At 60.6% G+C, this 26,677-nt stretch carries 17 protein-coding genes and 1 tRNA gene; 11 read left to right on the top strand and 7 right to left on the bottom strand.

What is annotated here, in order from left to right; genetic code table 11:
• Positions 1-27 precede the first annotated feature (27 nt).
• The 4 genes from JI748_RS05180 to JI748_RS05195 are packed head-to-tail and all read left to right on the top strand — an operon-like array spanning position 28 to position 5,908.
• Positions 28-1,758 (top strand): type I secretion system permease/ATPase, encoded by a 1,731-nt coding sequence (locus tag JI748_RS05180; protein ID WP_407644945.1) that lies wholly within the window; start codon positions 28-30, stop codon positions 1,756-1,758.
• On the top strand, positions 1,755-3,854 hold the full coding sequence (locus tag JI748_RS05185; protein WP_201635712.1) for a cadherin-like domain-containing protein: 2,100 nt from the start codon (positions 1,755-1,757) through the stop codon (positions 3,852-3,854). The genes JI748_RS05180 and JI748_RS05185 overlap by 4 nt, the downstream gene beginning before the upstream one ends.
• Before the next feature lie 23 nt (positions 3,855-3,877).
• A complete protein-coding gene (locus JI748_RS05190) occupies positions 3,878-5,227 on the top strand; it encodes an HlyD family type I secretion periplasmic adaptor subunit (protein ID WP_201635714.1) in 1,350 nt (449 codons plus the stop codon).
• A complete protein-coding gene (locus tag JI748_RS05195; RefSeq protein WP_201635716.1) occupies positions 5,228-5,908 on the top strand; it encodes a response regulator in 681 nt (226 codons plus the stop codon). It abuts the gene before it with no gap.
• A gap of 47 nt (positions 5,909-5,955) precedes the next feature.
• On the opposite strand, the gene glmS is transcribed toward JI748_RS05195, so the two are convergent.
• The 4 genes from glmS to JI748_RS05215 all read right to left on the bottom strand — a co-directional run bounded on the left by glmS (position 5,956) and on the right by JI748_RS05215 (position 15,642).
• Positions 5,956-7,782: a glutamine--fructose-6-phosphate transaminase (isomerizing) gene (glmS, locus tag JI748_RS05200; protein ID WP_201635718.1), complete on the bottom strand. Its 1,827-nt coding sequence runs from the start codon at positions 7,780-7,782 to the stop codon at positions 5,956-5,958.
• A 139-nt stretch (positions 7,783-7,921) separates the two neighbouring features.
• On the bottom strand, positions 7,922-13,981 hold the full coding sequence (locus JI748_RS05205) for a M10 family metallopeptidase C-terminal domain-containing protein (RefSeq protein WP_201635720.1): 6,060 nt from the start codon (positions 13,979-13,981) through the stop codon (positions 7,922-7,924).
• A 25-nt stretch (positions 13,982-14,006) separates the two neighbouring features.
• Positions 14,007-14,657 (bottom strand): hypothetical protein, encoded by a 651-nt coding sequence (locus JI748_RS05210; protein ID WP_201635722.1) that lies wholly within the window; start codon positions 14,655-14,657, stop codon positions 14,007-14,009.
• Positions 14,641-15,642 carry an MJ1477/TM1410 family putative glycoside hydrolase gene (locus JI748_RS05215; protein ID WP_201635723.1) on the bottom strand — a complete coding sequence of 334 codons (1,002 nt, stop codon included), beginning with the start codon at positions 15,640-15,642 and terminating at the stop codon, positions 14,641-14,643. Before JI748_RS05215 ends, JI748_RS05210 begins: the two co-directional genes overlap by 17 nt.
• 123 nt (positions 15,643-15,765) lie before the next feature.
• Between JI748_RS05215 and JI748_RS05220 the strand changes: the two genes are divergently transcribed.
• Genes JI748_RS05220 through JI748_RS05235 form a run of 4 tightly spaced genes read left to right on the top strand, consistent with a single transcriptional unit; the run spans position 15,766 to position 20,007 of the window.
• Positions 15,766-16,443 carry a hypothetical protein gene (locus tag JI748_RS05220; RefSeq protein WP_201635725.1) on the top strand — a complete coding sequence of 226 codons (678 nt, stop codon included), beginning with the start codon at positions 15,766-15,768 and terminating at the stop codon, positions 16,441-16,443.
• Between the two features lie 32 nt (positions 16,444-16,475).
• Positions 16,476-17,996 carry a GT4 family glycosyltransferase PelF gene (pelF, locus tag JI748_RS05225; RefSeq protein ID WP_201635727.1) on the top strand — a complete coding sequence of 507 codons (1,521 nt, stop codon included), beginning with the start codon at positions 16,476-16,478 and terminating at the stop codon, positions 17,994-17,996.
• Entirely contained in the window at positions 17,996-19,390 is a 1,395-nt protein-coding gene (pelG, locus tag JI748_RS05230) for an exopolysaccharide Pel transporter PelG (RefSeq protein ID WP_201635729.1), read from the top strand. Before pelF ends, pelG begins: the two co-directional genes overlap by 1 nt.
• 26 nt (positions 19,391-19,416) lie before the next feature.
• A complete protein-coding gene (locus tag JI748_RS05235) occupies positions 19,417-20,007 on the top strand; it encodes a hypothetical protein (RefSeq protein ID WP_201635731.1) in 591 nt (196 codons plus the stop codon).
• Between the two features lie 30 nt (positions 20,008-20,037).
• On the opposite strand, the gene JI748_RS05240 is transcribed toward JI748_RS05235, so the two are convergent.
• Complete coding sequence (locus JI748_RS05240; protein ID WP_201635733.1) at positions 20,038-21,423, bottom strand: sensor histidine kinase; 1,386 nt, start codon at positions 21,421-21,423, stop codon at positions 20,038-20,040.
• A 329-nt stretch (positions 21,424-21,752) separates the two neighbouring features.
• Here JI748_RS05240 and JI748_RS05245 point away from each other — a divergent pair, with 329 nt between their 5' ends.
• On the top strand, positions 21,753-22,418 hold the full coding sequence (locus JI748_RS05245) for a response regulator (protein ID WP_201635735.1): 666 nt from the start codon (positions 21,753-21,755) through the stop codon (positions 22,416-22,418).
• 36 nt (positions 22,419-22,454) lie between these two features.
• On the opposite strand, the gene JI748_RS05250 is transcribed toward JI748_RS05245, so the two are convergent.
• Both JI748_RS05250 and JI748_RS05255 read right to left on the bottom strand, forming a co-directional pair.
• Positions 22,455-23,258 (bottom strand): Crp/Fnr family transcriptional regulator, encoded by an 804-nt coding sequence (locus tag JI748_RS05250; protein ID WP_201635737.1) that lies wholly within the window; start codon positions 23,256-23,258, stop codon positions 22,455-22,457.
• A gap of 280 nt (positions 23,259-23,538) precedes the next feature.
• Positions 23,539-23,614, bottom strand: a tRNA-Thr gene (locus JI748_RS05255).
• Positions 23,615-23,876: 262 nt separating this feature from the next.
• Here JI748_RS05255 and cysD point away from each other — a divergent pair.
• On the top strand, positions 23,877-24,785 hold the full coding sequence (gene cysD / locus JI748_RS05260; RefSeq protein ID WP_201635739.1) for a sulfate adenylyltransferase subunit CysD: 909 nt from the start codon (positions 23,877-23,879) through the stop codon (positions 24,783-24,785).
• The gene (gene cysN, locus JI748_RS05265; protein ID WP_201635741.1) at positions 24,785-26,671 is read left to right on the top strand and encodes a sulfate adenylyltransferase subunit CysN; all 1,887 of its coding nucleotides are present in this window, start codon (positions 24,785-24,787) and stop codon (positions 26,669-26,671) included. The genes cysD and cysN overlap by 1 nt, the downstream gene beginning before the upstream one ends.
• The last annotated feature ends 6 nt before the right edge of the window (positions 26,672-26,677 follow it).

Below are 26,677 nucleotides of genomic sequence, written 5' to 3' on the forward strand. Positions count from 1 at the left end.
CGCATCATGGCATCGACAAGCAAGGCAATGGCCGAGCAGCGCGGCAACGACATGCTTCGCAAGCAGTTCAAGAGCATCGCGGTTTTTCTGTTCTGGATTTCGGGCATCATCAACGTCCTGGCGCTGACGGGCTCGTTCTACATGCTCCAGATCTACGACCGGGCGCTGACCAGCGGCAGTATCCCGACCCTGGCCGCACTTTCGGTGCTCGCGGTGGGGCTTTACCTCTTCCAGGGCCTGTTCGACGTCATCCGCAGCCAACTGCTGGTGCGCATCGGCGCCCGGTTCGATCGGATGCTGTCGCCGATCGCGCATCGGGTGAGCGTGGACATGCCGCGCTTCGGCTTCTCAACCAGTGAGGCGCTGGAACGCGGACGGGACGTCGATACGATCCGAGGCTTTTTGGGAGGGCAGGGGCCGGTGGCGCTCTATGACCTGCCCTGGGTTCCGCTCTACGTCTTGTTTGTCTACTTCCTTCATCCGCTTCTGGGTGCAGTCACCCTTGGCGGTGCGATCGTCCTGACACTTCTGACGGTGCTGACGGAGTTCAAGTCGCGCAAGCTCGCCACCGCGGCACAGCAGGCCGGGTTGCTGCGCAACGCCATTGCGGACTCCAACACGCGCAATGCCGACATCCTCAAGGCCATGGGCTTTGCTGGACGCGCCGTGGCGCGCTTCAACGAAGCGAACCGCGAGCATCTGCTGCTGCAGACCCAAGCCAGCGACGTGATCGGCACGTTCGGCGCCTTCTCACGCGTGCTGCGCATGATCCTCCAATCGGCTCTGCTTGGCCTTGGTGCCTACCTCACCATCCAGGGCCAGATGTCCGCCGGCGCGATCATCGCGGTGTCCGTTGCATCGTCGCGTGCCCTGGCCCCCATCGACATGGCCATTGCCAACTGGAAGGGCGTCGTTGCGGCACGGCAGTCGTTCAAGCGTCTTCGCGACACCATGGTTGCGCTGGCCGGTCTTACAAAGCCGCTGGACCTTCCGGCTCCGGTCAAGTCGCTCAAGGTCGACAAGGTTACCGTGGCGGCGCCGACATCGGGCCGGGTGTTGCTGACGGAAGTCAGCTTCGAGCTCAAGGCAGGGCAGGCGCTTGGCGTTATCGGTCCGAGCGGCGGCGGCAAGACGACGCTGGTGCGCGCACTCACCGGGATTTGGCCTGCCTTGCGCGGCACTATCCGCCTGGACGACGCGGACCTCAACCAGTGGGACGAGGACAAGATCGGCCAATATGTGGGCTATCTGCCGCAGGACGTGGCGCTGCTTGACGGGACGATCGTCGAAAACATTACCCGCCTTTCGCCGCAGCGCGACGCCCGCGCCATCGTGGCCGCGACCAAAGCTGCCGGCGTTCACGAGATGATCGTGCGTCTGCCCGAGGGCTACGACACCCAGCTTGGGCCCATGGGGACTGCGCTCTCGGCTGGTCAACGCCAGCGGCTCGGCCTTGCCCGTGCCCTTTACGGCAATCCCTTCGTGGTTCTGATGGACGAACCCAATTCCTTTCTCGACGCCGAAGGCGAGCAGGCACTCAATGACGCCATTCGCCAGATCCGCGCCCGCGGCGGCATTGCCGTGGTCATCGCCCACCGGCCATCGATCCTTGCCGAGGTGGACATGGTGGCCGTCATCCAGAACGGCCGGATGACAGCCTTCGGCCCCAAGGAAGAAATCGTTGCGGGTCAGCGCCAGGCCAATGCCAACACGCTCAAGGTCGTTGAGCCGCGTATGGAAACCGGGGTGCCAGCATGATCATCCAAGCCAAAGCCAGCCGGTCCACAGAGCCCGAAGACCCGCGCAAACGCTATGAGTCCAGCGCGGAAAAACTGTCCCGGCTCCCGGGCTATTTCGCGATGCTGATCCTGGGTGTCGCCGCCTACCTCAAGAGCGCGCTGCCGGTGATGTCGCAGCCAAATGACGAGGGCGCTGGTGATCACGGCACCGAGCCCCGATCGCATGCACCCCGGATCGGCAGGCTGGAACGTCTCGAGCTTGCCACTGACGCGCCGGATGTCGACCCGGTGGAAACCGGCAGCATCGGTGAGGACTCGATGCAGAACAGCATCAGCGGGCCGTCGGGCGGCGCCTGGGTGGAGCTCTTTCACGCGCCTGGGGCAATGGACTTGCGCTACCTGGCGGGATCGTTCGAGCATCTTGGGGCCGATGTGGCACCATTTTTCCCAGCGGCGTTCACTTACCAACCACAGAACGATAATCGCGCGCCCCGGCAGGTCCAGGCTCTGCCGATGCCATTGGGCGAAGCGGGCGTTCCAAGGATCGTCCAACCGCAGGGACCAAAGCCCGGCACGCCATTGGCGGACAACAAGGGTGATGACGACGAAGACGACGAGGATACGGACGACGAGGAGGAGGAAAACGAGATTCCTTCTTCCAATCGTGCCCCGGTGGTCATGGGACCGGTCCGGCTCCACGATGTCTTCGCCGGTCAGACGGTTCTGATCGGGCTATCCCACCTGCTGTTCGGGGCGTCCGATCCGGATGGCGACAGCCTGAGTGTGGAGAATGTCGTCTTTTCGGGCGACTTGGTGACGCCCACTGCCAATGGCTGGAGCTTCGCGACACTGCCCGGAATGTTGGGGGCATTCACCTTTTTCTACACGATCACCGATGGCTTGCTGAGCGTGATGCAGACCGCAACCATCGAGGTTGTGCGCAATACGGTGCACCTGACCAATCACGACGATGTCTTTGTCGGTACCCCTTTTGACGATGACATCGACGGCCGCGACGGCGACGACATCATCGACGCGCGGGCGGGCAATGATGTGGTCGATGGCGGCAAGGGCCACGACCATATCCAGGGTGGGGAGGGGGACGATGAGCTCTTTGGCGGCCTGGGCAACGATGTCATCTTCGGTGGTAACGGCAACGACCACATCTCTGGTGGCGCAGGCGACGACAGGCTCTTCGGCGACGCCGGCAACGACATCCTGGAAGGCGAGGCGGGCGACGATCTGCTGATGGGTGGCGAGGGCGACGACATTCTTGATGGTGGCGACGGTGACGACGTCCTTCAGGGTGAAAGCGGCGACGACGTCATTCACGGAGGAGCAGGCGACGATGTTGCCGATGGGGGCGCGGGCGAGGACGTCCTTTATGGCGACGCTGGAAACGACACGCTTTCAGGCGGCGCGGAAAACGACCTCATCTTGGGCGGCGACGGCGACGACACGCTCAATGGCGATGCCGGAAACGATGTCCTGCATGGCGAGGCCGGCAATGACGTGGTTGCCGGCGGGGAAGGCGATGACCGCATTATCGGCGATGCCGGCGACGACATGATCGACGGCGGCGAGGGCAATGACACGCTCGACTATTCCGATGCCGAAGACGATCTGTTTGTGAACTTCGTCGCCGGCACCGCTGTGGGCGAAAGTATCGGATCCGACACTTTCAGCAGCATCGAAACGGTCCTGGGCGGTGGCGGCGACGACACGTTCGTGATTGGCGCAACGGCAACGGTCATCAGCGGCGGGAGGGGGGATGATCTCTTTATCTTCACCGTTACCGATGCCGACCCGGTGCTGAGCAGCGAGCTCGTGCACCAGATCCTCGATTTTGTGATCGGCGATCGTATTCACGTGGCGGACTACAGCATTTCCCGGCGCGCGGAGCGGACCGAGGAGGAACGCTTCGACGACCTCTATGACGATCTGGACGATGCCCAGGAAACCGGGATCTTTCCCATCAAAGTCAGCTACGGCCGCTACGACAATATCGACACCTCCATTATCGAGGCCGATGCCAATGGCGATGGCAACTACGACATCACGATCCATGTCGACGGCCTCCACATTCCCTTCCATTTCGAACACATCATCACCTGAGTGATCAGCCGGAGTAATGCGCCGTGACCACAATCGATAATTTGTCCTCCTTCGAAGAAGCGCTGTCGGCGGGACGCGGGAAGGCACGTGCTCCGGACGGGTTCGGCCTTAAAGGTCGCGTTATCGCCGGAAGCGTCGCAGCGATCCTGCTCCTGGCTGGGATCGGTGGCTGGGCGGCAACGGCCCGCCTTTCAGGCGCGGTCATTTCAGCCGGTACAGTGCTGGTCGAAGAAAACCTCAAAGTCGTCCAGCATGTGGATGGGGGTGTGGTTCGCGCCATCATGGTCAAGCAGGGTGATGTCGTGGCCAAGGACGACCTTCTGCTGCGTCTCGATGACGTCCAGATAAGGGTGGAAAAGTCCATTCTGATCGGGCAGCTGGCTGAGCTGGTCGCTCGACAATCGCGGCTTCGGGCTGAACAGAGTTCGTCGGGCGCCATCGCCTTTCCACAGGACTATCTCGAGCAATTTCCAAACGCAAACCCGATCCTTTCCGGGGAACAGCAGCTGTTCGACAGCGCCCGGCGGGACCAGGACTCCAAGCGTGCCCAGTTGCAGTTGCAGGTGGAGCAATTGCGGGAAGAGATTACCGGCCTTACCGTCCAGGCCGAAGCGCTCGACGACGAGCTTGTCCTGATCCGCGAAGAGCGGGAGCGCATGGGTCTTTTGGCAGACAAGGGGCTGATCGAAACGACGCGCCTTAATGCTACGGATCGGGAACTGGCGCGCATGGTGGGCAGCCAAGGAGAGATTTCGGCCAGCATCGCCCGGTCTCATGCCCGCATCAGCGAACTCGAGCTGCAGATCTTGTCCATCGATGAGCTGGGCGGCACCGAGGCGTTGCGCGAGCTGCGCCAGGTGGATGCGCGTGTTGCCGAGCTTCAGGATCGCTTGACGGAAGTGGAAGCGCGGCTCACCCGAACAGAGATCCGCGCGCCGGTGAGCGGCACGATTAACGAGCTGTCGGTGACGACGCTTGGCGGCGTCATTACGCCGGCCGAGAAATTGATGACCATCGTGCCTACGGATGCAGATCTCAAAATCGAGTTTCGCATCGCTACCCACGACATCGACCAGATGCATATCGGCCAGCCCACAAAGCTGCGATTTTCGGCCTTCAACCAGCGCACCACACCCGAAATCGATGGCGTCGTTACCCGTATCTCTGCGGCAGCGACCAGCGATCCGCGAAGCGGTCAGACCTTTTACCTGGCTGAGGCTGAAGCCACAGGCGATCTTTCGCAGCTTGGCAGTACGGGACTTGTCCCGGGCATGCCAGTCGAAGTGTTCGTCGCGACTGCCGAACAGGTGGCCATCGCCTACTTCGCCAAGCCCTTCACCGACCAGGTTGCCCGCGCGTTCCGAGAGGAATAAATGTCCACTTCGCTGCGTTCCCGCACCGTTACAATCTCCGACGACCATCCCATCTTTCTTCAGGGCGTCGAGGAAGTGCTGCGCCGCCATCCCGATTTTTCCGTGATCGGGCAGGCGACTTCGGCGCCAGCCACAATCGAGCTGGTGGCCGAGCGCCGACCTGACGTCGCCATCCTCGACCTCTCCATGCCAGGGGACGTGTTCCAGGCCATTGCTGACATAGCGGCTTCGGGGACGACGCGAACCATGGTTTATACGGCCTATTGCAGCGTCGACTCCGCCGTGCGTGCCCTTGATGCCGGCGCAACAGGCTTTGTGCTCAAGAGCGATCCGGTTGAGGAACTTCTTTATGCGGTGCGCGGAAGTGCCCGCGGCGAGCTGGTGATCTCCAAACGCTTTTCGGCCGAGGTGCTGAAGGCCATGCGCGCACGGCTCAAAAGCGCTCCGGAGGATCACTTCGCAACCTTGAGTGCCCGTGAGACGCAAATCGTTGGCCAACTCATTTTGGGGCAGACGAACAAGGAAATCGCCAAGACCCTTGGGCTGACGGAGCAGACGGTCAAGCATTACATGACCGGGCTGATGCAGAAGCTCGACGCGCGCAATCGGGTGGACATCGTCATCGCGGCCAAGCGCCTGCAGGCTGCCAAGGCGGACTGGGGCCGTCAAATGGCCATGTGAAATGGCCGGTGCGAGCCGGCCATCCATGCTTTCGTTATCTCTTGCCTCTATTCGACAGTGACCGACTTCGCCAGATTGCGTGGCTGATCCACGTCGGCACCCATCATTGCAGCCGTATGGTAGGCCAGAAGCTGGATCGCAACCGAGGCGACGATCGGGGCGATGAACGAATGTACCTGGGGCAATATGACGGTCTGTGCCGCAGTGCTTCCGTGGATCGCCGCGCCTTTAGGATCGGTTATCAGGATTATCTGCCCGCCACGGGCGCGCACTTCCTGCATGTTGGAGACGGTCTTGTCGGTCAGCTCATCTGAGGGCGCGATGACAATAACCGGCAGCGTATCGTCGACCAGGGCAATGGGGCCGTGCTTGAGCTCGCCGGCGGCATAGCCTTCGGCATGGATGTAGGAGATTTCCTTGAGCTTGAGAGCGCCTTCGAGCGCGATTGGGTAGAGGGCGCCACGACCGAGAAACAGCACGTCCTTGGCCTTGCTGATGCCGCGGGCGATTTCAGCGATGTCATCGCTTGCCAAGAGGGCCTGAGAGAGTGCAGCGGGCAGCGCGGTCAACGCGTCGATGAGCTTCTCGAAAGCGCCGTCCGGCAATGTTCCGCGCTCCTTGGCTGCGACAAGGCTGAGGCAGGCCAGCGTGGTCAGCTGTGCGGTAAAGGCTTTGGTCGAGGCGACACCGATTTCAGGGCCGCACAGCAGCGGGAAGACTGATCCGGACTCCCGGGCAATGGTCGATTCTGCGACGTTGACGACGCTTGCGATGTGCTGATCGTTGCTGGCGCAATAGCGCAGAGCGGCCAAGGTGTCGGCGGTTTCCCCCGACTGGGAGATGAACATGGCAAGACCGCCGGGCTGCAGCGGTGGCTGGCGGTAGCGGAACTCCGAAGCAACGTCGATGTCGAGGGGCAAGCGCGCGAGGCTCTCGAACCAGTATTTGCCGACGAGACCAGCCAAGTAGGCGGTGCCGCAGGCGGAAACGGTCATGCGGGGCAGGGTGGCGAAGTCGAACGACAGGGGGGGCGATTGTGCCAAGGTCCGTTCTGCTCGATCGATGTAGCGCCCCACGACGCGCGACACGGCATCCGGCTGCTCATGAATTTCCTTGAGCATGAAGTGGCGATAGGGCCCCTTTTCGATAACGTTGGAGGACGTGTTGCTGAGTTGAACCAAGCGGTCCACAGCATGACCGTCGCGGCTTCGGATCGAAGCCGATTGCAGGGTCACGACGGTCCAGTCCCCTTCCTCCAGATATGTCACGCGGTCGGTGAACAGCGACAGCGCCAGGGCGTCGGACCCGATAAACATTTCACCATCGCCGTAGCCGATGGCGAGGGGAGAGCCTTGCCGGGCTGCGACAAGCAAATCTTCCTCTCCTTGGAACATGAACACCAAGGCGAATGCGCCCTGCAGGCGGCTGACGGTCGCCTGTACCGCAGCGACTGGTGACAGCCCCAGATCCATCCAGCGGGTCACCATCAGGGCCACTACTTCACTGTCTGTCTGTGACGAGGGCAGGTAGCCATCGGCCGCAAGTTCGACCAGGAGCGAGCGATAGTTTTCAATAATGCCGTTGTGAACCACGGCGACCCGGGACGTGGCATGAGGGTGGGCATTGATCTCGGTTGGCGCGCCATGGGTGGCCCAGCGCGTGTGGCCGATGCCAACGAGGCCGCCGATCGGGTCGAGCCTTAGCTTGTCCGCCAAGTTCACCAATTTTCCGGAAACCCGGCGGCGCTGCAACTCGCCCTCGTGAAGGGTTGCAATGCCCGCGCTGTCGTAGCCCCGGTATTCGAGCCGCGCCAAAGCACTGACCAGACGATCAGCCACGGGGCGCTGTCCGACGATACCCACGATCCCGCACATTTATTGTCTCCAGCGTCAGATTCGATCTCTGAACACGATGGAGGAGGGGCGGGCGCGCGGCATTGATGGCAGTCAATTCTGTGTTCGGTGACGCGAATGCCCGGCGAAAGGCCAGGCATTCCAAAATGGCTGCAGCGGGCTAGAGAATGAAGTCGCTGGCGGTGAGCGTCACCAGGCCGGTCAGCTCCACATGGAAGTCAGCCACGCGATCGCCGTTCAGGTCGCCCATGACGATGACCCTGTCGTTTGCTGTTCCAGCCGGGTCTTCCTGCACCCACCGGATCTGGCCGCGAACCCCGGTAAAGGCGGCGCCTTGCGTCTCGAGGAAGGAGAACGCCTGGTTGCCGCTGAGGCTGGTATTGGCGTCGATGGCAGAAAAGTCGAACCGGTCCTCACCATGGACGAAATCGGTGATGACATCGCGTGTCGATACGGTGCTGCCGATCTCGGACACTGCATTGAAGATGAAGAGGTCATTGCCGATCCCGCCGGTCATGACGTCGCGACCCGCACCACCCGTGATCCTGTCGTCACCGGCACCGCCGATCAACGTATCGGCTCCACCCATGCCGAGAAGGATGTCGTTCCCATCACCGCCGTTGAGCAGATTGGCTGCCGATGACCCGGTGATGGTATCCGCGCCACTGCCACCCCGGATGTTTTCTATCGTGGCGAGCACATCGGTGCCCGTCTGAGCGCTAGTGGCGGTTCCGTTGGTGAGGTTCACGACCGCCGCAGCACTCGTAGCGGAGAGGTCATAGAGGTCGGTGCCGGCATTTCCGGTGTAACGATCGTTCCCGTCGCCGATGGTCGCGAAGAAGGTGTCGTTGCCACCGCCTCCACTCGCGACGTCATCGCCTTCGTCACCATAGATGAGGTCATCACCGTTCCCTGCGGCAATCGTATCGTTTCCAGCCAGGGCCCGATAAGTGTCGGCCGTTGCTCTGGCTGCAAGATTGTCGGCTCCCGCGGTGCCTTGCACGATGTTGGATGCGACCAAGTCCATCTGCGCGGTGCCTTGGGCGAGCTTGGTTCCTGCGGTGGCGGTATAGGTGAAGGTCACCGCGCTAGAGTCATTGAGAGGTGGAGTGTAGGTCCAAAGATCGGCTCCAGCTGAAACGATGGTTCCGATCGATGCCTTGACCGAAGTGATTGCAACGGATCCACTTAGGGCAGAGCCGACGATTTCTGCTGTTGTGAGGGTTCGCGTCGTATTGGCGACCAGGGGCGTCAGCGTTGTAGAGGCGACCACGTCGACCACCTGGCTGGTGGGGGCGGAATAGACGGTTTCAGTGGTTCCCCGACCGTCTCGATAGCTCACGGCCACGCGGACGACCTGGTCGGCATCGGCCTGTACCAGGCGGTATGTTGCCGATCGGGCATTGGCAATGTTGGTGAAGGTGGTGCCGTTGCCGCGCTGCCACTGATAGCTGAATGTGCCCAGGCCATCGGCGTCCTGGATCGATGATGTGTTGACCGAAAGCGTGACGTTTTCGGTTGCTATGCCAGTGATTGCCGGTGCTCCGGTGGGCAGGTCGTTGGCGTTCAGCACCGTTACGGTCAGCGATTTGGTGAACGCAAGCGGTCCATCAGCTGCGGTAATGGCCAGCGTGACAGTTGGCGTTGCTTCGAAGTTGAGGGCGTTCCCCGCCTTGAGGTACAGGGCGCCTGTCCCGGCGTCTATTTCGAAGCGGTCGTCGGAGACTGTGACCGTATTGGCACGGAACCCCGGAGCCAGATCCGGATCGATGACGGCCAGGTCTGCGATCTTGGTCCGAACAATAGAGTTCTCGGTCACGCTTACCTGATTGGAAATGGTGATGTTGGTTGGCGCTTCGTTGACGTCGGCAACTGAGAGGGTGACGGACTTGGAAAAGCGAACCAGCCCGTCGGCGCTGTTCAGCGTCACATCGATCTGCGGGGTCGCTTCGAAGTCGATGGATTGCCCTGCCTTAAGATAGAGGGCGCCGGTATCGGCATCTATCTCGAAGCGCGGGTCGGAAACGGTCACCACGTTGTTGCGCATCAGCGGGTTAGTGTCGGGGTCGACCACGAAAAGGTCAGCTACCTTGAAGCGGGCGGTGGAGTTTTCCGGTATCGCGGCAACATTGCTGAGCACGATATCTGTTGGAGCCAGGTTTATAGGTACCTGCTTGACGGACACGGTATGGCTGCCGATCGCTCCGAGGTCGATGGTCAGAAGGTCGTTCACCTGACTGACCACCGTCGCACCGGTGACCTGATAGACCATGCCTGGCATTTGTTTGACGTCGATCACCACCTTGCCTTCACCGGCAATGGTGAAGTCGAGATTGGTCCCATCGCCGATCAAGGTCACGAGCTGCGCACGCGAGCCGATCGAGGTGATGTGGGTGACGTCGGTTGCAGTTGCGGCAAGTTGGACTTCGAACGTGCCGCCGTCTGCGTCGAGGAAGACGCTCTCACCATCATAGGCATACCAGTTGGTCACCGAGCCAATGGTCTTGCCGCCAAGATCGTCGAGATTGAGGGCGAAGGTGCCCAGCGTGCCGCTTTGCGGCGTGGCGGTTATCGTAATGACATCGCCCGCAACGCTGAAGCCGAAAGCTGTTTTTTCGAATGCCTTGATCCGTGCGGCCAGGTCCATGAGGGTCACGAATTCGGTGCCCGCAGCATGAGCCGCTGCGATGAAGTTGGTGAACATCGCCTGGGTGTAGGGAGAGGGCTGGCCTGGATCGAGGCTCCAGGCCGTGACTCCATAGTCGTGCCAGGGCCAGATGACGATCGGCATGTCGGAATTGGCGTTCAGCTCCGCCCATTCAGCTGCCCACTTGGCTTCGGCCTGCTGCGGGTTAAGGCCGAGCCAGCCCATCAGCGTGAAGTCAAAGGACATGTTGGGGGCGAGATAGACCTGGTTCTGAGCGTCTGGCGTCAGATAACCCAAGGCGCCCGGGTAACCGGCTCCGAGCATGGAAGCGCCGCCCGAAAGGTAGTCGTAGTACTGCATGATCTGCTGGGCGGTGTAGAGACCCTCGGGCATGCCGGGCACCGCCGCGCCGCCTACCGGGTAGCCGAGATTGGCTTCCAGCACGGCCCGGGAGGAAGCAAACTGGAAGGCATAAGTTGCGTCGAGGAACGCCTTGGACAAGGCGTCTAGCGCCGCCGGATCGGGTGCGGCCAAGACCTGCGCCAGCTTGGCGTTGACCTGCGCCAATGTCATCGTCGCCAGGGCGTTCCCGACCAGGCCGGGTCCCTCGGCGGAAGCTGCATATTGAGCGATGCGCTGGGTCAGCAGTTCCTGTGTCATGACGCCGGGCAGCAGCAGATTGGTGTCGTGCGGATGCGAATAGGAATGCGATCCGATCTCGTTGCCCATGGTCGCGAGCGCATCATAATAGGCGCCGGAAATCAGCCAGTTGGTTTCCTGATCCGGCGGATTGAAGCCGATATTGATATAGTAGGAACCAACGAAATCGTAGTCGGTCTTCCACTGCTGCAGCACGGGGATCATGGCATCATAGATACCCAGGTCCACGTCGTAGGTTTCCTGGGACTGATCCATGTCATTGCGTGATGCAAAGAGCGACGCGTTGCGCGTCATGTGCAGCGAAACCGTCGGTCCACCGGCCTCTTCGTTGACCCAGTCGATGGCCTGGCCAAGCAAGTTGACGTCGCCCAACAGCGCTTCGGTAGAAAAATGCACATTGCGGCTGCCCGTTACCGAACCGAGCACGGCGGCATGGCTGACGCCATTGACCACCTGCTCGGCAATGGTGGTGACGGAGCCGGCGTCCGGATTGGAGGCGACGAAATAGGACGTCGACGAGGCCGGGCCCGAATAGGTGTGGATCGCGCCGCCTGCGCCATAGCCTTCGGTGATGGCGTGTCCGCCGGCCGTTGCCTTTACCTCGACGGTAACCCTGGCATCGCCGCCAGTCCGGTTGATCCCGAACAGCGACTGCATGATCGCATAGGCATTGCCGGGAAGGCTGTTGCCCGCGGCATCATTGGTCATGAAGTCGCCGGCGGCGATCAGTGACACGTCGTATTGGTAGACGAGCTTGGTCAGCGCGTCCTGGATGGCAGCAACGTTTTCCGGCACGTTGCGGAAGGATGGGAAGATGATGGTGTCGTAGTTCACCATCTTGGAGAGGTCCGCGAGATCGGCCTCCGAGACGAGATCGAACGGAATACCGGCTGCCATGGCCTGGCTTTGCGCTGCCATTACCAGCTGGGAATAGGCCATCTGGCTGAAGAAGTTGTTGGCCGTGGTCTGCGAGAAAACAATGGCCACCTTGGTGCCCGTCTCGGTGGCGGCGGGCAGGGAGGCTGGGTCATAGACCGTGTAGGCCGGGGACAGATAATTGCCCGGCAGGTAGACGCTGTCGTTGACGTCGGCAAGCATGCTGACGGCATTGACGCCAACGCCGAGCATCGACTTGGGTACGGCAAATTCTATGCTCTTGCCATCGGGAGCCAGCTTGAAGTCGATCGTGCCGACGAGCGTCTGGCCGGCGCCGCCACTATAGAGCCGCGCGATGCCGTCGGCGCCAATGTTGACGTTGAACTCGGCGCCGCCAGCATAGCCGAAAACCTGGTATCCGGTGGCGGTGTTGCCGTCTGTGTTGAGCCAGAAGGTCGTGTTCGGGCCGATCGCCACCGCGCTCTTGAGGCCGAACGTGTAGCTGTCGTCGCTGAACTTGCCGTAGATTTCGTAGCCGTCCACCGTCGTCATCGGTGTTTCGAGCCTTTGGCTCGTGGTCCATTCCGAGATGATGCCGTCGAACTGGCTTGGCGGGATGGAGGCGGGATCCACCAGGCTGTAGCCGCCACCGGCGTAGTTGGCTGGCAGGTAAACTGCATTGTTGATGTCGGCATAAAGGCTGACGGCCGTGACCGTCGCTCCGATCAAGGCGCGCGGGACGGCAAATTCCATGCTGAGACCATCCGCAGCAATTCTGTAGTCGATCTGCCCGACCAACGTTTGCCCCTCGGCGCCGCTATAGAGCCGAGCCACACCGTCGAGGCCGATATTGACGTTGAACTCGGCGCCGCCCGCGAAGCCGAAGATCTGGTGTCCGGTGGCCGCATCCTTGTCGGTGTTGAGCCAGAAGGTGGTGTCTGCTCCGATCGGCACAGCGCTTTTCACGCCGAAGACGAAGCTGTCGTTCTGAACTGCTCCGTAAAGTTCATAGCCTGGTACGACCGCTGCGCTGTCGAGACGCTGGGCGGCGGTCCATTCGGTGAGCAGGCCATCATAGGGGCTTGGCGGCACGATCACCGGGGCACTCAGGACATAGCCGCCTGCTGCGTAGCTCGGCGGCAGGAAAACCGTGTTGTTGATGTCCGCGAGCAGTACAACCGAGGTAACGGCCGTGCCCAATAGCGCCTGTGGCACAGCAAATTCGATGCTGAGGCCGCCAGCGGCGATCTTGTAGTCGATGGTTGAAACCAGGGTCTGCCCATCGGCTCCGCTATAAAGCCGCGCCACGCCATCCGGGCCGATATTGACGTTGAACTCGGCGCCGCCAGCGAAGCCGAAGATTTGGTGGCCGGTCGCAACATTGTTGTCGGTGTTGAGCCAGAAGGTGGAATTGGGTCCGATCGGGACAGCGCTGCTGACGCCGAAAACAAAATTTCCATCGGCCACTTTGCCGTAAAGCGCGTATCCGGCCACCTCGTTAGCCGGCGTGTCCAGACGCTGTTCGGCCGTCCATTCGGTCAGGAGGCCGTCATAGGGCCCGGCGGGCGGCGGCGTCGTGATCGTATAAGCCGGATAGGTATAGTCGACCGGCAGGAACACCGAGTTGTTGACGTCGGCCATAATGCCGACGCTCGCGACGCTGGTGCCGAGCAGTGTCTTGGGCAAGGCGATTTCGAGGATCTTGCGATCGGCACTCATTGCGTAGTCGAGATTGCCAACCAGCGTTTGCCCGTCAGCGCCGCTGTAGAGCCTTGGGACGCCATCGGCACCAAAATTAACGTTGAATTCTGCGCCCGAGGCGAAGCCCCATACCTTGTAGCCGGTATTGGTATTGGCATCCGTGTTGAGCCAAAGAGTGGATGTGGCGTTGATGGCGACGGCCGAACTAAGTGCGAAGTAGAACACGTCCGCTTCGGCGCGACCGTAGAGCGCGTAGCCGGCCACGGTCGTCAAAGCCGACTCGAGACGGTCATCGGCAGTCCAGTCCGCCAAGGTGCCATTCAAAGCGATGGTCATGATCTTGTCCTACTCGAGCGAGGTTTCAAAAAGGGGGGGTGAGGTTCGAAAAGGCTAAGGATCGAACCGGAGCAGCTTCGAGAAGTTGGGAGAAAGCGCCTGATGGCGCTACCCAAAGCGCCATGTTGTCGCCACCCAGCTCTGTCCTCAAAAAATGCAGGCGCTGTTCATAGGCGGGGTTCGATCCCCCTTTAGCGATCGCGGCTTCCAGGAGGGAGGCTTCGCCGTCCTTGTCACTGAGAAGCCGGTACAGCACCCGCAAGCGCGCGAGATCTTGCTCATCGCCGTTGCGGTCATATTCTGCTCGAAGGACCTGTGCTTCCCCCGAATAGTCGCGGGCATCGCGGAACAGGGCCAGGACTTGGCGGATAACTTCAGGACTAGCGCTCTGCAGTGTCGGCTCGTTGACGAGGAGCCAGGCGGCGCTGAGCCTCTTCTTGGTCAGGACGTAAGTCTTGAGCAACATCTGGCTCTCGTAGCTCGATAGCATACCGTGTGCCTGCGTCTCTTCGAGCACGGCCATTGCTTCTGGATAGCGCGCATCATCAAGCAGACCGGCCGCTTTTTCTTCGGCGTTCGGAAGCAGGGACCATATCCCCGCCAGTGCAATAGCTGCCAGGAGCAAGATCGCAGGCATTGTCCGGTCTTTAGGCTTGGTGCTAGCGGGATCGAACATCGTCGAGCTCCCTGTTTGCAATAAAGAGCGGTGCACCAAGGGCGGTGGCCTGGGCTCGGGCCAGAGTCTTGCTCTCGGCGGTATTCAGATATTCAACAACAAAGACGGGCTTGCCTGTGCGCTGAAAGTCTTGCAGCAGCGTGAGGCTCGCGCGCAGCTCCGCATTGCTGTTGCGAGCGCCGTCGCCTTCAAGGCCGAAGAACAGGTCTTCCTTGCCCACTGCATCAAGCGTTTGCGCATAGCTATCATCCGCGAGCAGTTCTTCGGCGTTCTGTCCGATGACGACAAAGCCGGGCCGCTTGTTTCTGGCATAGGATGCAAGGCTTTCGACGAAGGCGCTCATTGCGGCCATCCGTTCGGCACGGCCGTAGCCGGGCTCGGCGACATCGAAGGCATCGATGCGATCGAGATAAACGCCGTCAAAACCAGCGTCGATGATGGCATCAAGGTAAGAGTTGGCACCACCAAAGATGATGTTCTGCCAGTCGGGGAGCCAGTACCGGATGGCGTAATTGCCTTGCCAGTCCGGGTTCTCCGCGCCCAGCCAGGAGGGAGACTCAGCATTCCACTGGCGTTGCCAGTAGAAGCGATAGTCCTCGGCCTCCCCAATGCTGAGGTATGCGATTACGAAGCGCCTATGGCCGTCTGGTTGGCGTTTCATGGCTGCAACGTCGGCCGCGGTGAAGGAACGCTCTTCGCTGCCATCGCGGGAATAATCGACAACCATCAGATCGTAAGGGGAGGCGGCCACTTCCTGTGGATTCACCTGCTGCAGCTGGTAACCCCAGCTCCTCACCGCAGATAAGTCGGTGCGCAAGGGGGCAGACAACGCGGGCGTCGCAGCAATGGCGAGGGCGATCTGCAGAACCAGTGCGGAACTGAGCAGCGGCAGGCAGAACCGCTCGCCATGGTAGGTCTTGGTATTTCCGCCCTCAAGCATGATGCCCGCCGAAGTGTCTGCGCAAGGACCATCCTTGGCCTCCATTCGATAGCCGAGTGGCAGCGGAGATCGCATTGACACCCATCAATGCTGGGCGGGCCGGCGCGCCGTTAGAAAGGCCTCATCAGGCGTGCTGCCAGCATGCCGTTGCACCGAGCAGGTGATGTCATGAACGAGCACATAAATCCCCAAACAATGGCCGTGGAGCCTGTTAGGCAGGCGCGCGCCGTTAGCGCCGTTACAAAGACCGTGCAGGTCGCGGTGGTCGTTGCCGAGGTTCTCTTGGTCGCTCTTTTGCTCACCGGGTATGATTGGCAGATCGTGCTTGCCGGCCATATTGGCATCATCGGCGTCTTGATCGCGCTGGTGCTCGGGTTTGAGTATGCCAAGGTACCCACCGGGACGCTTCAGGCGTTTACGCTTCTCACCTTTGCCGGCGGACCAGTCGGTGCGGCGGCCGCCCTCAGTGGCGAGCAGCAGATCTGGCAGACGCGCGGCGATGCCCTTGATCGCTGGTACGAAACCATCGCGCCAAGCCAGGCAGAGGCCGTGACGCTGGTCGATCTCATCATCGATGGCCGGTTGGTGCGCAAGCAGTCGCAGCTGCCACGACCCTTCGACACGCTGCTTGAAACCGGCACCGTCCAGGAAAAGCAGGCGCTCCTGGCCTATCTTGCCATCGAGGACGACGAAAAGTTCGTCGAGATCGCCCTGGCTCTTGCCCTGCGTAGTCCCGATCAGCGGGTGCGGGTTCAGGCTGCCGCGGTGGCCGCGCATATCAAGGCGCGCAACAGAGTTCGTGGCCTGCCGGCTAGCACTCTCCTCGACGGCACAGCGCGCGCCTAACTCCACAAACCTCAGACACAAAGGACAAGACCATGTGGCGCGATGACAGAAGTGACTTTCTCGGCTCGTCATCCGGTGTTGCCGATGTGTGCCTCATCGCCGAAGGGTGTTATCCCTATGTCGCCGGTGGCGTATCGAGCTGGATCGATTGGCTCATTCGCGCGCATCCGGAGCTGACCTTCAGGGTGCTGGCCGTCCTGCCCAGTGCTCCGACCACGCCGCCGCGCTACGCTCGGCCCGACAACTTGTTGTCGATAGAGCATGTGCGGCTGGACGACACCAGGATGGGCTCGGCGCGCCCCTGGCCCAAGGTGACCCCGGAGCACTTGGCGGAACTGCTTGGCCAACTCTTGAGCGAGGGTGACGCAAGCCAGCTTTCAGGGCTTTTGTCTTTGCTCGGCACACCCCGTCATCGGACGGCCCTCGACACGCTGCTCAACTCGCCTGAGGCCTGGCAGACCATGTGTGCCTATTACGGGTCGATGTCGCACGCTTCGTTCCTGGGCTACTTCTGGGCCTGGCGTACATTGGTGGGCGGGCTGTTCCGCATGCTGACCTGCCCCTTGCCGGAAGCGCGCATCTACCATGCCGTGTCGACTGGCTATGCCGGGCTGATCGGGGCGCGCGCCGCCATCGAGACCGGCCGCAATCTCATCATCAGCGAGCACGGGATTTATTCCAACGAACGCCGCATCGAGATTCTAATGGCGGACTGGATCTCCAACAGCATCGATACCGGGCTCGATCTTTCCGACGATCGCAAGGACATCCGCGAGCTTTGGGCGCGCAGCTTCGAAAGCTTTGCGCGCATCGCCTATGACGCAGCGACCGAAATCACCGCCCTCTACGAAGCGAACCAGGTGTTCCAGTACGCCCTGGGTGCCGAGCCCAAAAAGCTCAGTGTCATCCCCAATGGCGTGGATGTGGAGCGCTATGGCGCCGTCCAGCGGATCCGTCCCGAACGGCCAACCATCGCCTTTATCGGCCGCGTTACACCGATCAAGGACGTGCAAACCTTTATCGATGTTGCCGAAAGGCTACGGGCCGACTTTCCTGATCTGCGGGCGCTGATCATCGGGCCGATGGATGAGGATCCCGACTATGCACAAGGCTGCATCGAAGAAGTCAACCGGCGCTTTCTTGCCGACACCATCACCTTTACCGGTGCGGTCAAGGTCGCAGACTATCTGGGGCAGATCGACGTTTTGGTTCTGACCAGCATCAGTGAAGCCTTGCCGCTCGTCATCCTTGAAGCCGGTGCTGCAGGTGTTCCCTGCGTCGCAACAGATGTCGGCGCCTGCCGCGAAATTCTTGAAGGCCGCATCGGCGAAGCCGGAGCGATCGGTCCCGGTGGCGCCGTGGCGCCGGTCGGCGCCAACGAGGAGATCGCGGCATCCATTGGCTTCCTGCTGGCGGACCCCGATCGCCTCTCAAGCTTTGGCGAAAATCTCAAGCGCCGCGTGCAGCAGCACTATCGCGCCGAAGACGTCGCGAAGTCCTACCGTGCCCTTTACCGGCAGAACTTTCATCCCAAGAACCAGGTGGTGGCATAATGGCCGGCATAGGATTTGCGCTCAAGAAGCTCAGCAACCAGGACAATCTGGCGTCCCGGTCTCTGGCGGGTGGCCACGCCATCCTGATCTCTTCCGGTCCCTGGATCGTCATCATGGGTGGCCTGGCGCTGCTGCATGTCCTAGGGCAACCGATCCTTGATCCTGAGGAACTCAAGATCTTCAGCATCCTCGTGATCTACAGTTTTGCGCTGTCTCTTGTGGTGACGGCCCCGGTGTCCCTCGAGGCAACCTTGCGCGTCTCGCGCATCCTTTTTCAACGGCGCTTCGAAAAGGTGCAAGGCGTTTACCTGGCCGCGCTTTTCGCCACCACTGTCTTGTCTCTTGCCGGCGGCATTATCGTTTTCTTTGGGCTGATCCGCCTGCCCACGGTCCTGGGCGTGGCGGCCCTGATCTGCGTGCTACAAGTGTCCCAGCTGTGGCTCGCCATGGCGTTTGTCGCAGCAATCAAGCAGTACGCAGCGGTGACGTCGGCCTTTGCCCTGGGCCTGAGCTGTTCGATAGTCTTCGGCACCTCCGCGGCTGCCCTGGGACACGGCCCGGCCGGCATGCTGCTCGGCTTCAGCGTCGGCCTTTGCGTTGCCTTCTGCATCCTCAACTACCTGATCATCAGAACATTCCCAGGCAAGCTCGCTCCACTTCGGGAAGTGCTGGGCATGCTCGGCACAATGCGGCCGACATCCGCCACCTTTGTCCTCGCCGGCCTTTGCAGCGCACTGGCGGTCTGGATCGACAAGATCATCGTCTGGCATTCCGTGGAGGCGACCAGCGTCACCGAAGGTCTTTTCTACGCGGTGCGTTACGACAGCCCCATGTTCGTGGCCTATCTCGCCATTGTTCCAGTCATGTCCATTCTGGTCATGTGGCTTGAGACGACCTTCTTCGACAATTATCGGCACTATCGCGACATCGTTCATTCCGGCGGCACTTTGCGGCAGATCGACGAGCAGCGGAGCCAACTGGCGCAGGACACGATCGACACCGTCTTCACCGCCTTTCTGGTGCAGCTGACGATCAGCGCAGCCCTCGCCGTGATGGCGCCCTTCGTCGCGGAACTCCTCGGCCTGCCATTCGACGCGATCTCCGTCCTGCGGCTGGCGCTTATCGGTTCGGCCTTTCACTTCCTGTTCCAGGCCAGCTGCGGCGTGATCCTCTTCGTACAGTACGGCAAAGCCTATCTCTGGCTGCAGCTCGGCTTTCTTCTGCTCAACGGTGGCTGCACGGCCGTCATGCTGCGCAACCCCGACTATTTGGGCCTGGGCTACGTCCTGGCCTGCATGGTCAGCGGGACACTTGCCTATGCCGCCATGCGCCGCACGCTGAACTCACTCAATCGCCTGACCTTCGTGGTCAACAATCCCGCTGTGCGTGCCTGACCAAACATCGCAATCTCGAGGACATCATGAGCAACGACAACACTGCGGCATCGCTTCAATCCGTCGACCACAGCAGAGGCGTGCTTCCCCGATCCGACGGGCTGGCGATTGCCGAAGGCGTCATTCTTCTTTGTGGACTGGCCCTGCTGAACCATACCGGCCTGATGCCCTTCGATGTCTTTCCGGTGCATCCATACCTCTTCGCCGTTATCCTGCTCAGCGCTCAATATGGCCTTTATGGTGGACTGCTCAGCGCCTTCGGTGCGATCGCGCTGGTTCACGGCGGCGGCATGCCCGTCAGGGCCATCGACATGAGCTATGCTCAATACTTTCAACTGGCCTGGGCGGACTCGCTTTCGTGGGTACTGGCTGCGCTTATGGTCGGTTTGGTGACGACGCGGCGGAGCAGGGCACTCAAGGCGCAGGCGAGCAAGCTGCAGAGCGCGACGGTGGCGCAATCGATCATTGCAGCTCAGTATCAAGTGCTGGCGCAGCGTACCCATGAGCTGGAACGGAGTCTTGCCGGCCGGCGGGAGCCGGTGGAGGCTATGGCGCCGGTACAATCAAACAGCGCACAGGGACCACGATCCGCGCGGCTAGTGCAGACGGCCGGCTAGGTTATGCGGATAGCTCCTCGCGGTCGCCTGTTAGGTCAACGACTTGCCCGCCGGTTTTAGTGGGAGCCACATGTCCAGTCGGGACAATCCGTCACTCCGAACAAAGGAGAAGGTACCATCCAGGCTCTGGACGCGGGTCCGCAAGCTGTAAAGACCGATGCCGACGTGATCCGAGGCGATTTGTGATTCGCCCTCTTGGTAGAGGTTGGAGATGGATAACTTCAGCAGCCCATCCTCGGTTTTTGCACTCAGCATATGACTGGCCGGAATGCCATGCTTGAAGGCATTGTTGAGCCCCTCCTGAACGAAGCGATAGACACAGACCGATAAATCGCCGGCGAGATGAAGCGGTTCAGCCTCGTTCTCGAAGGCCAGGTTGGCGCCTGTGCGGCGCAGGTGATGTCCCACGGCGTTGTCGATCACCTGGGCAATGTTGAGATTTTCAATTTCGGGAAGAACCAGAGACATCGCAATGGCCCGAACTTCGGCCATTGCGTCTCCTAACACCGCCTCTACTTCGCTGATCGCTGCACTGCGCTCCGCCGCGCGAGACTTGGATCGAACGCCGTCCAGCTTCAGGACGGCGTAGCCAATCGATTGCGCCGGTCCGTCATGGAGATCCCGGCCGATGTTGCGAAGATACCGTTCGGTTATTCGCGTGACGGTCCGAGTTGCTTCCTCGGCTGCATCCTTGGAGTCGCGAAAGCGGTTGGTGCGCGCTCGAAATACCTGCACCTGCCTGGCCAGGAGCGAGCGTTGGCGCTCCAATGTGCGGTTTCCCTCAAGCACGATCAGAAAGAGGCCCAGCATCACGACCAGGGCAATGGTCGCTACGGCGAACCAGCTGGCAGCGATAACATTGTCGAGGTCCCGCTGCAGGGTGGATCGCACTTCGCGCAGGTGAACGGCCGCGGCGATGTCTCCTGTCTCCGGGTCATGCCAGGGGAAGAAAATGTCGGTGTAGTTGGAAGCGCTGGCTTCATCGTCAAGCTTGACTGAGGTGAAACCCTCGAAGGCCTGCAGGATCTCGGCCGGCGGATCAGCGTCCGGGGTAATTGGGGAAATGTTGGAGTAGATGATGTCCAGCTCGGTGGACCAGATATCGAGATAGGGAAATTCGGCCGCAAATGTTTGATCCGACATCAATGCGTCTAATGCTAAGCGATCCTTTTCAGGCAGGTCTTTCCCAGGCGCGTAATCGTTTAGGGTTCGCGAAAGTATACGCTGCCCCATTGCAGCGATGTCTCCACCGCGCCGTTTCACCAAGGTGTCTGACAAGAAGATCGTGGTGCAAACCGCGCAGATAACCATGGCGGCCAGGGTGTAGATGATGCCAGTGGCAATAAATCGCCAGGCATAAGGAAATCGCATCCAACGTTTGCGCAGGCTTAGCCGACGATCGAAGTCATCGATCATCTTGTCCTCCAACAGCGTGCCGCGACCGCAATGTAAACTGAAGAAGTTGGAGTGGCTACGGGCAGGTTAGCGCAAGTGAAAACTTTCTGGACAGGCAAGAATGCTTACAAGATTGTCATATCGAGACCCATTCGCCCCATCTAATGACCGAAGGTAAGTACTTGCGGTTACGCATTTCCGACTAACCCTCCTTTGGGGAGTCGAAGGCATTCGAACGCTTGTTAATCACGAATCCAGGTCCGTGCGGGAAATTGTTTACGGATCGTTAATCTTCCAGTAAATTGCAGTAATCGCTGGTGTTAACAGGGTGCAGCTTTTGCTGAAATGGCATGCACAACTTGATCAAAGTAGCGGTTGCTGACGACCATCCTGTCTTGCTTGCGGGCATAAACGTCCTTTTTGCGAATAGCGGGCGGCATGAAGTGGTTGGGCAAGCCATCACCGCCGATGGCTGCCTGGAGCTTGTGCGGACCTCGGCGCCAGATGTCATCGTCATGGACCTGAGTATGCCAGGTGACGTGTTCCGCACTATTTCTCAGATCTCCACCACGGCTCCGAAGACCAAGATCGTGGTTTTTACCGCATTCTGCAGCCTCGAGTCCGCTATCAAGGCTCTGGACGCAGGCGCTACCGGTTTTGTTCTCAAGGGAAGCGCCTCGAGCGAATTGCTCCTGGCCGTGGACATGGTTTTCGCCGACCAGATGTTTATCACCCAGCAATATGCAAGCCAGGTGATGAACGGCTTGCGCGATCGGGCCAGACGTCAGGTGGTGGACGAAAGCAACAAGCTGAACATCCGTGAGAAGCAGATCATAGGGCACCTGTTGCAGGCACGAACCAATCGCGAAATCGCCGGTGAGCTGCGGATCAGCGAAAAGACGGTCAAGCACTACATGACGGGGCTGATGCAAAAGCTCAAAGCGCGCAATCGCGTGGAAGTTGTGATCGCTGCCCGACGCAGCCAGGAAGCCGAGCTGGAACGCGGCCAGCTCTAGGCGTTCCGCACCAGTGACAACGGTTCGCCGTCTTCGCTATTCGGCCGCGACTCGAAAGTCACTTGGCTCTTCATCCAGCAAAGACGCATTCAGCAGCATCGCCTTCTGGCGCAGGGCAGGGGCCCGGCTACGGGCCATCTCCGTAAGGTCCGTCTCGTCTTGTCCGGCCAGGCTAAAGAGATCGGCGCGGCGCAGCAGGCGGACACTGGCACTGTCGATGACCGCGAGTGTTCCCCGACGGACCAGCGCCTGCATGTTGCGGCTGACGGTCTCGACGGTTGTTCCAAGATACGCAGCAAAATCGCGCCGGTTCATCGGTATGTGGATCAGTGAAGTTTTGGTCTTCTGCTCGTCCGAGCGCATCTCGTCGGCAATCAGGCGCAGGGCAAGGTAGGTGGTGAAGCGCTCCATCGTGCTCTGACAGGCAAGCACGGTGATCCGGTCATAGGCTTCTTCAAGCTGGTAGAGGTTTTCGAGATGAATGCGGTGCTCCAGCTCGCGGCTTTGCGACAGGAGCTTGTGAAAGACGGCCCGCTTGAAGCACGTAACGGTCACATCGGTGGCCGCCTCGATGGTGAATTCACCACCAGTTTCGAAGACGCGGCCGAAAAATCCGGGGGCCTCGATGACTCCAACGATGTTGGTTCTTCCATCCGGCAGGAAGGTGACCAGCTTGACGAGCCCCTTGGTGACATAGCCCACGATATCCGGTGCGCCGGGCTCCCAGATGGTCTGACCGCGCGCATAGGACTTCGTCCAGGACTGAGTAGAGTCTCGCTGTGGCGCGCCTGCGCCAAGACCTGGCAGCGTAGTGCCATCGGCAGTTGAACTGTGAAACATGGCTGCGCTCCCAAGACCATCGAATCCTGCAGCCGATTAGAAAGTTTTGCAGCAAAGTGAGCTATTTACGATGGTCGAAAGCCGGAATGGACCAATGCGGGAGCAAACGAAATACGATGGTCCACATTTTGATCAGACCTTAGTTCGCTGACAGACCGAATAGGCCAGACGAAGTCGAGAAGCGGCGCCAAATCCAGGTTCGCGATACTCTTCCCAACATGGCCCAGCTGCTGGTTTATCAGCATTAATGGCATCAAGCTCGGTGTTCGGGAGAGGAGACTGGTGCCGGCAGCAGGGTTCGAACCCGCGACCCCCTGATTACAAATCAGGTGCTCTACCAACTGAGCTATACCGGCGCCGGGTGCGCTTTAGCATTGTCAGGGCTCGGGCGGCAACCGTTCGGGGGAGGTCGTGGAAACTTTTATTCTGCCGAAAGTGGACGATGCGCACTGCGAACAGCCTTCCTCGCGATGGTCTTGGTGAGGTTTAGCACAGGCCGCTACTTAGCCGCACAAATTTGCTTTGAGCCTCGCTAACGCCAGCGTTTCCGGCACTTTCGGGATTGCTGGAGCATCGCCGACGGCGCTACCTACGGCCAGTTCTTGAGAGGCTCGACACGTGCACGCCAATCGTCTCACCCACCTTCAGGCTCTTGAAGCCGAAAGCATTGAAATCTTGCGCGAAGTGGCCGCGAGCTTCGAGCGGCCGGTGATGATGTATTCGATCGGCAAGGATTCGAGCGTGCTGCTGCATCTGGCGCGCAAGGCGTTTTTTCCGAGCAAGATCCCGTTCCCGCTGCTGCATGTCGACACGACCTTCAAGTTCAAGGAAATGATCGCGTTTCGCGACCAGACGGCCAAGGATTATGGCTTCGAGCTCATCGTCCATACGAACCAGGACGGCGTGCGCGATCGCATCAATCCGTTCGATCATGGCTCGTCGCGCTATACCGACATCATGAAAACGCAGGCGCTGCGGCAGGCGCTCAATGCCGGCAAGTATGATGCGGCGATCGGCGGTGCGCGGCGCGACGAAGAGAAATCGCGGGCCAAGGAGCGCATCTTTTCGCACCGCAACGCCAACCATGCGTGGGACCCCAAGAACCAGCGGCCAGAGCTTTGGCGCACGTTCAACACGCGGCTCAATCCGGGCGAAAGCATGCGGGTGTTCCCGATCTCCAATTGGACCGAGCTCGATGTCTGGACCTATATTTATTCCGAGCAGATCCCCATCACCCCACTTTACTTCGCCCGGCCGAGGCCGGTGGTGGAGCGCTCCGGCACGCTGATCATGGTGGATGACGAGCGGCTGCCGCTGGCGCCGGGTGAGACACCGCGCGAGGAGGTGGTGCGCTTTCGCACGCTCGGCTGCTATCCGCTGACCGGCGCGATCCGCTCGGACGCAGCGGACTTGCCATCGATCATCATGGAAATGCAGGCGTCCCGGACTTCGGAGCGCGAGGGGCGGCTGATCGACAGCGACAGTGTCGGCTCGATGGAAAAGAAGAAGCAGGAAGGCTATTTCTGATGAGCGCAGCGATGGCCACGCCCGATACCGATCTCGACCTCTGGCTTGCCCAGCAGACGGACAAGTCGCTGCTGCGCTTCATGACCTGCGGCAGCGTCGATGACGGCAAGTCGACGCTGATCGGGCGACTGCTCTATGACAGCCAGCAGGTGCTCGACGATCAGTTGGCGAGCCTCAAGAAAGAGTCGCACAACCGCACCGTAGGCGATGAAGGCATTGACTTTTCCTTGCTGGTGGACGGGCTTTCGGCGGAGCGCGAGCAGGGCATCACCATCGACGTTGCCTATCGGTTTTTCTCGACCGACAAACGCAAGTTTATTGTCGCCGATACGCCGGGCCATGAGCAATATACCCGCAACATGGCGACCGGCGCCTCCAATGCCGAACTGGCGCTAGTGCTGATCGATGCGCGCAAGGGTGTGCTGACGCAGACGCGGCGGCATTCGTTCATACTGTCGTTGATCGGGGTGAAGCATGTGGTGCTGGTGGTCAACAAGATCGACCTTGTGGATTATGACCAGGCGACCTTCGACCGTATCGTGGCCGACTACCGTGCTTTTGCCGAACCGCTTGGCTTCAAGTCCCTCGCCGCTGTTCCGGTGTCCGCTTTGCGCGGCGACAATATCCTGACAAACAGCGAACGCACACGCTGGTACTCCGGCGAGCCGCTCGTGCCGTACCTTGAGAACATCGACGTTGCCGAGGATCGGACGGCGGAGAAGTTCCGCTTTCCGGTGCAGTGGGTGAACCGGCCGAATCTGGACTTCCGCGGCTTCTCCGGCACGGTTGCCTCGGGAGTGATCAAAGTTGGCGATGAGGTTCTGATCGCGTCGTCGCGCAAACCTGCAGCCGTAAGAAGCATCGTCACCATGGATGGTGAGCTCGAGCGGGCGATTGCCGGGCAGGCGGTGACGCTGGTGCTGGATCGTGAAGTGGATGTTTCCCGGGGCGATGTGCTGACGCATGCGGGTGAGACGCCGGAATTTTCGAACCAGTTTCAGGCGCGCCTTGTCTGGATGAACGACGAGCCGGCCTTCCCGGGCCGGTCATACCTTCTCAAGATCGGCGCGCAGACGGTGCCGGCGACGATCACGGATCTAAAATACCGGATCAACGTCAACACGCTGGAACAGACGGCGGCAACCAAGGTCGACCTCAATGAGGTGGCGACCGTCACCCTCGCGACCGACAAGCCGATCGCTTTCGACCCTTATGCGGCCAATGCGCTGACGGGCGGATTCATTCTCGTCGACCGGCTGAGCAATGCCACGCTGGGGGCAGGGACGATCGAGTTCGGCCTGCGCCGGGCGCAGAACCTGACCTATCAGAGCTTTGACGTGAACCGCGAGGTGCGGGCCCGCATGAAGGGGCAGACGCCGCGCATTGTCTGGTTCACCGGACTTTCGGGTTCGGGCAAGTCTTCGATCGCCAATATTCTTGAGCAGCGGCTGACGGCGGAGGGCCGGCACGCCTATATTCTTGACGGCGACAATGTCCGGCACGGGCTCAACAAGGACCTGGGCTTCACCGAAGCCGCGCGCGTCGAGAATATTCGCCGCGTCGCCGAAGTCGCCAAGCTCATGGCCGATGCCGGTCTGATTGTGCTTGTCTCGTTTATTTCGCCCTTCGAGAATGAACGGCGGCTGGCGCGCGAGATTGCGGGCGATGTCGACTTCACCGAAGTCTATGTCGATACGCCGCTCGCGGTCTGCGAAGCGCGCGACCCAAAGGGGCTCTACAAGCGTGCGCGGGCAGGCGAGATCAAGAATTTTACGGGCATCGACTCGCCGTTTGAAGCGCCGGCCAATCCAGAATTGGTGCTGCATGGCGCGGAGGCGGAGCCTGCTGCCTTGGCGGCAGAACTCAAGGATTGGCTGGAGCTCTAGCCAGCT

The sequence above is a fragment of the Devosia rhizoryzae genome (genome assembly GCF_016698665.1).
GTDB classification, from domain to species: domain Bacteria; phylum Pseudomonadota; class Alphaproteobacteria; order Rhizobiales; family Devosiaceae; genus Devosia; species Devosia rhizoryzae.

Excerpts from the sequence above, each read along its gene's own strand:
- JI748_RS05180 (WP_407644945.1), top strand. The coding sequence starts at position 28 with ATGGCCGAGCAGCGCGGCAACGACATGCTTCGCAAGCAGTTCAAGAGC.
- JI748_RS05245 (WP_201635735.1), top strand. The coding sequence starts at position 21,753 with ATGCACAACTTGATCAAAGTAGCGGTTGCTGACGACCATCCTGTCTTG.
- JI748_RS05195 (WP_201635716.1), top strand. The coding sequence starts at position 5,228 with ATGTCCACTTCGCTGCGTTCCCGCACCGTTACAATCTCCGACGACCAT.
- JI748_RS05215 (WP_201635723.1), bottom strand. The coding sequence starts at position 15,642 with ATGGAGGCCAAGGATGGTCCTTGCGCAGACACTTCGGCGGGCATCATG.
- JI748_RS05205 (WP_201635720.1), bottom strand. The coding sequence starts at position 13,981 with ATGACCATCGCTTTGAATGGCACCTTGGCGGACTGGACTGCCGATGAC.
- JI748_RS05220 (WP_201635725.1), top strand. The coding sequence starts at position 15,766 with ATGAACGAGCACATAAATCCCCAAACAATGGCCGTGGAGCCTGTTAGG.
- JI748_RS05235 (WP_201635731.1), top strand. The coding sequence starts at position 19,417 with ATGAGCAACGACAACACTGCGGCATCGCTTCAATCCGTCGACCACAGC.
- glmS (WP_201635718.1), bottom strand. The coding sequence starts at position 7,782 with ATGTGCGGGATCGTGGGTATCGTCGGACAGCGCCCCGTGGCTGATCGT.
- pelG (WP_201635729.1), top strand. The coding sequence starts at position 17,996 with ATGGCCGGCATAGGATTTGCGCTCAAGAAGCTCAGCAACCAGGACAAT.
- JI748_RS05185 (WP_201635712.1), top strand. The coding sequence starts at position 1,755 with ATGATCATCCAAGCCAAAGCCAGCCGGTCCACAGAGCCCGAAGACCCG.
- pelF (WP_201635727.1), top strand. The coding sequence starts at position 16,476 with ATGTGGCGCGATGACAGAAGTGACTTTCTCGGCTCGTCATCCGGTGTT.
- JI748_RS05210 (WP_201635722.1), bottom strand. The coding sequence starts at position 14,657 with ATGTTCGATCCCGCTAGCACCAAGCCTAAAGACCGGACAATGCCTGCG.
- cysN (WP_201635741.1), top strand. The coding sequence starts at position 24,785 with ATGAGCGCAGCGATGGCCACGCCCGATACCGATCTCGACCTCTGGCTT.
- JI748_RS05250 (WP_201635737.1), bottom strand. The coding sequence starts at position 23,258 with ATGTTTCACAGTTCAACTGCCGATGGCACTACGCTGCCAGGTCTTGGC.
- JI748_RS05240 (WP_201635733.1), bottom strand. The coding sequence starts at position 21,423 with ATGATCGATGACTTCGATCGTCGGCTAAGCCTGCGCAAACGTTGGATG.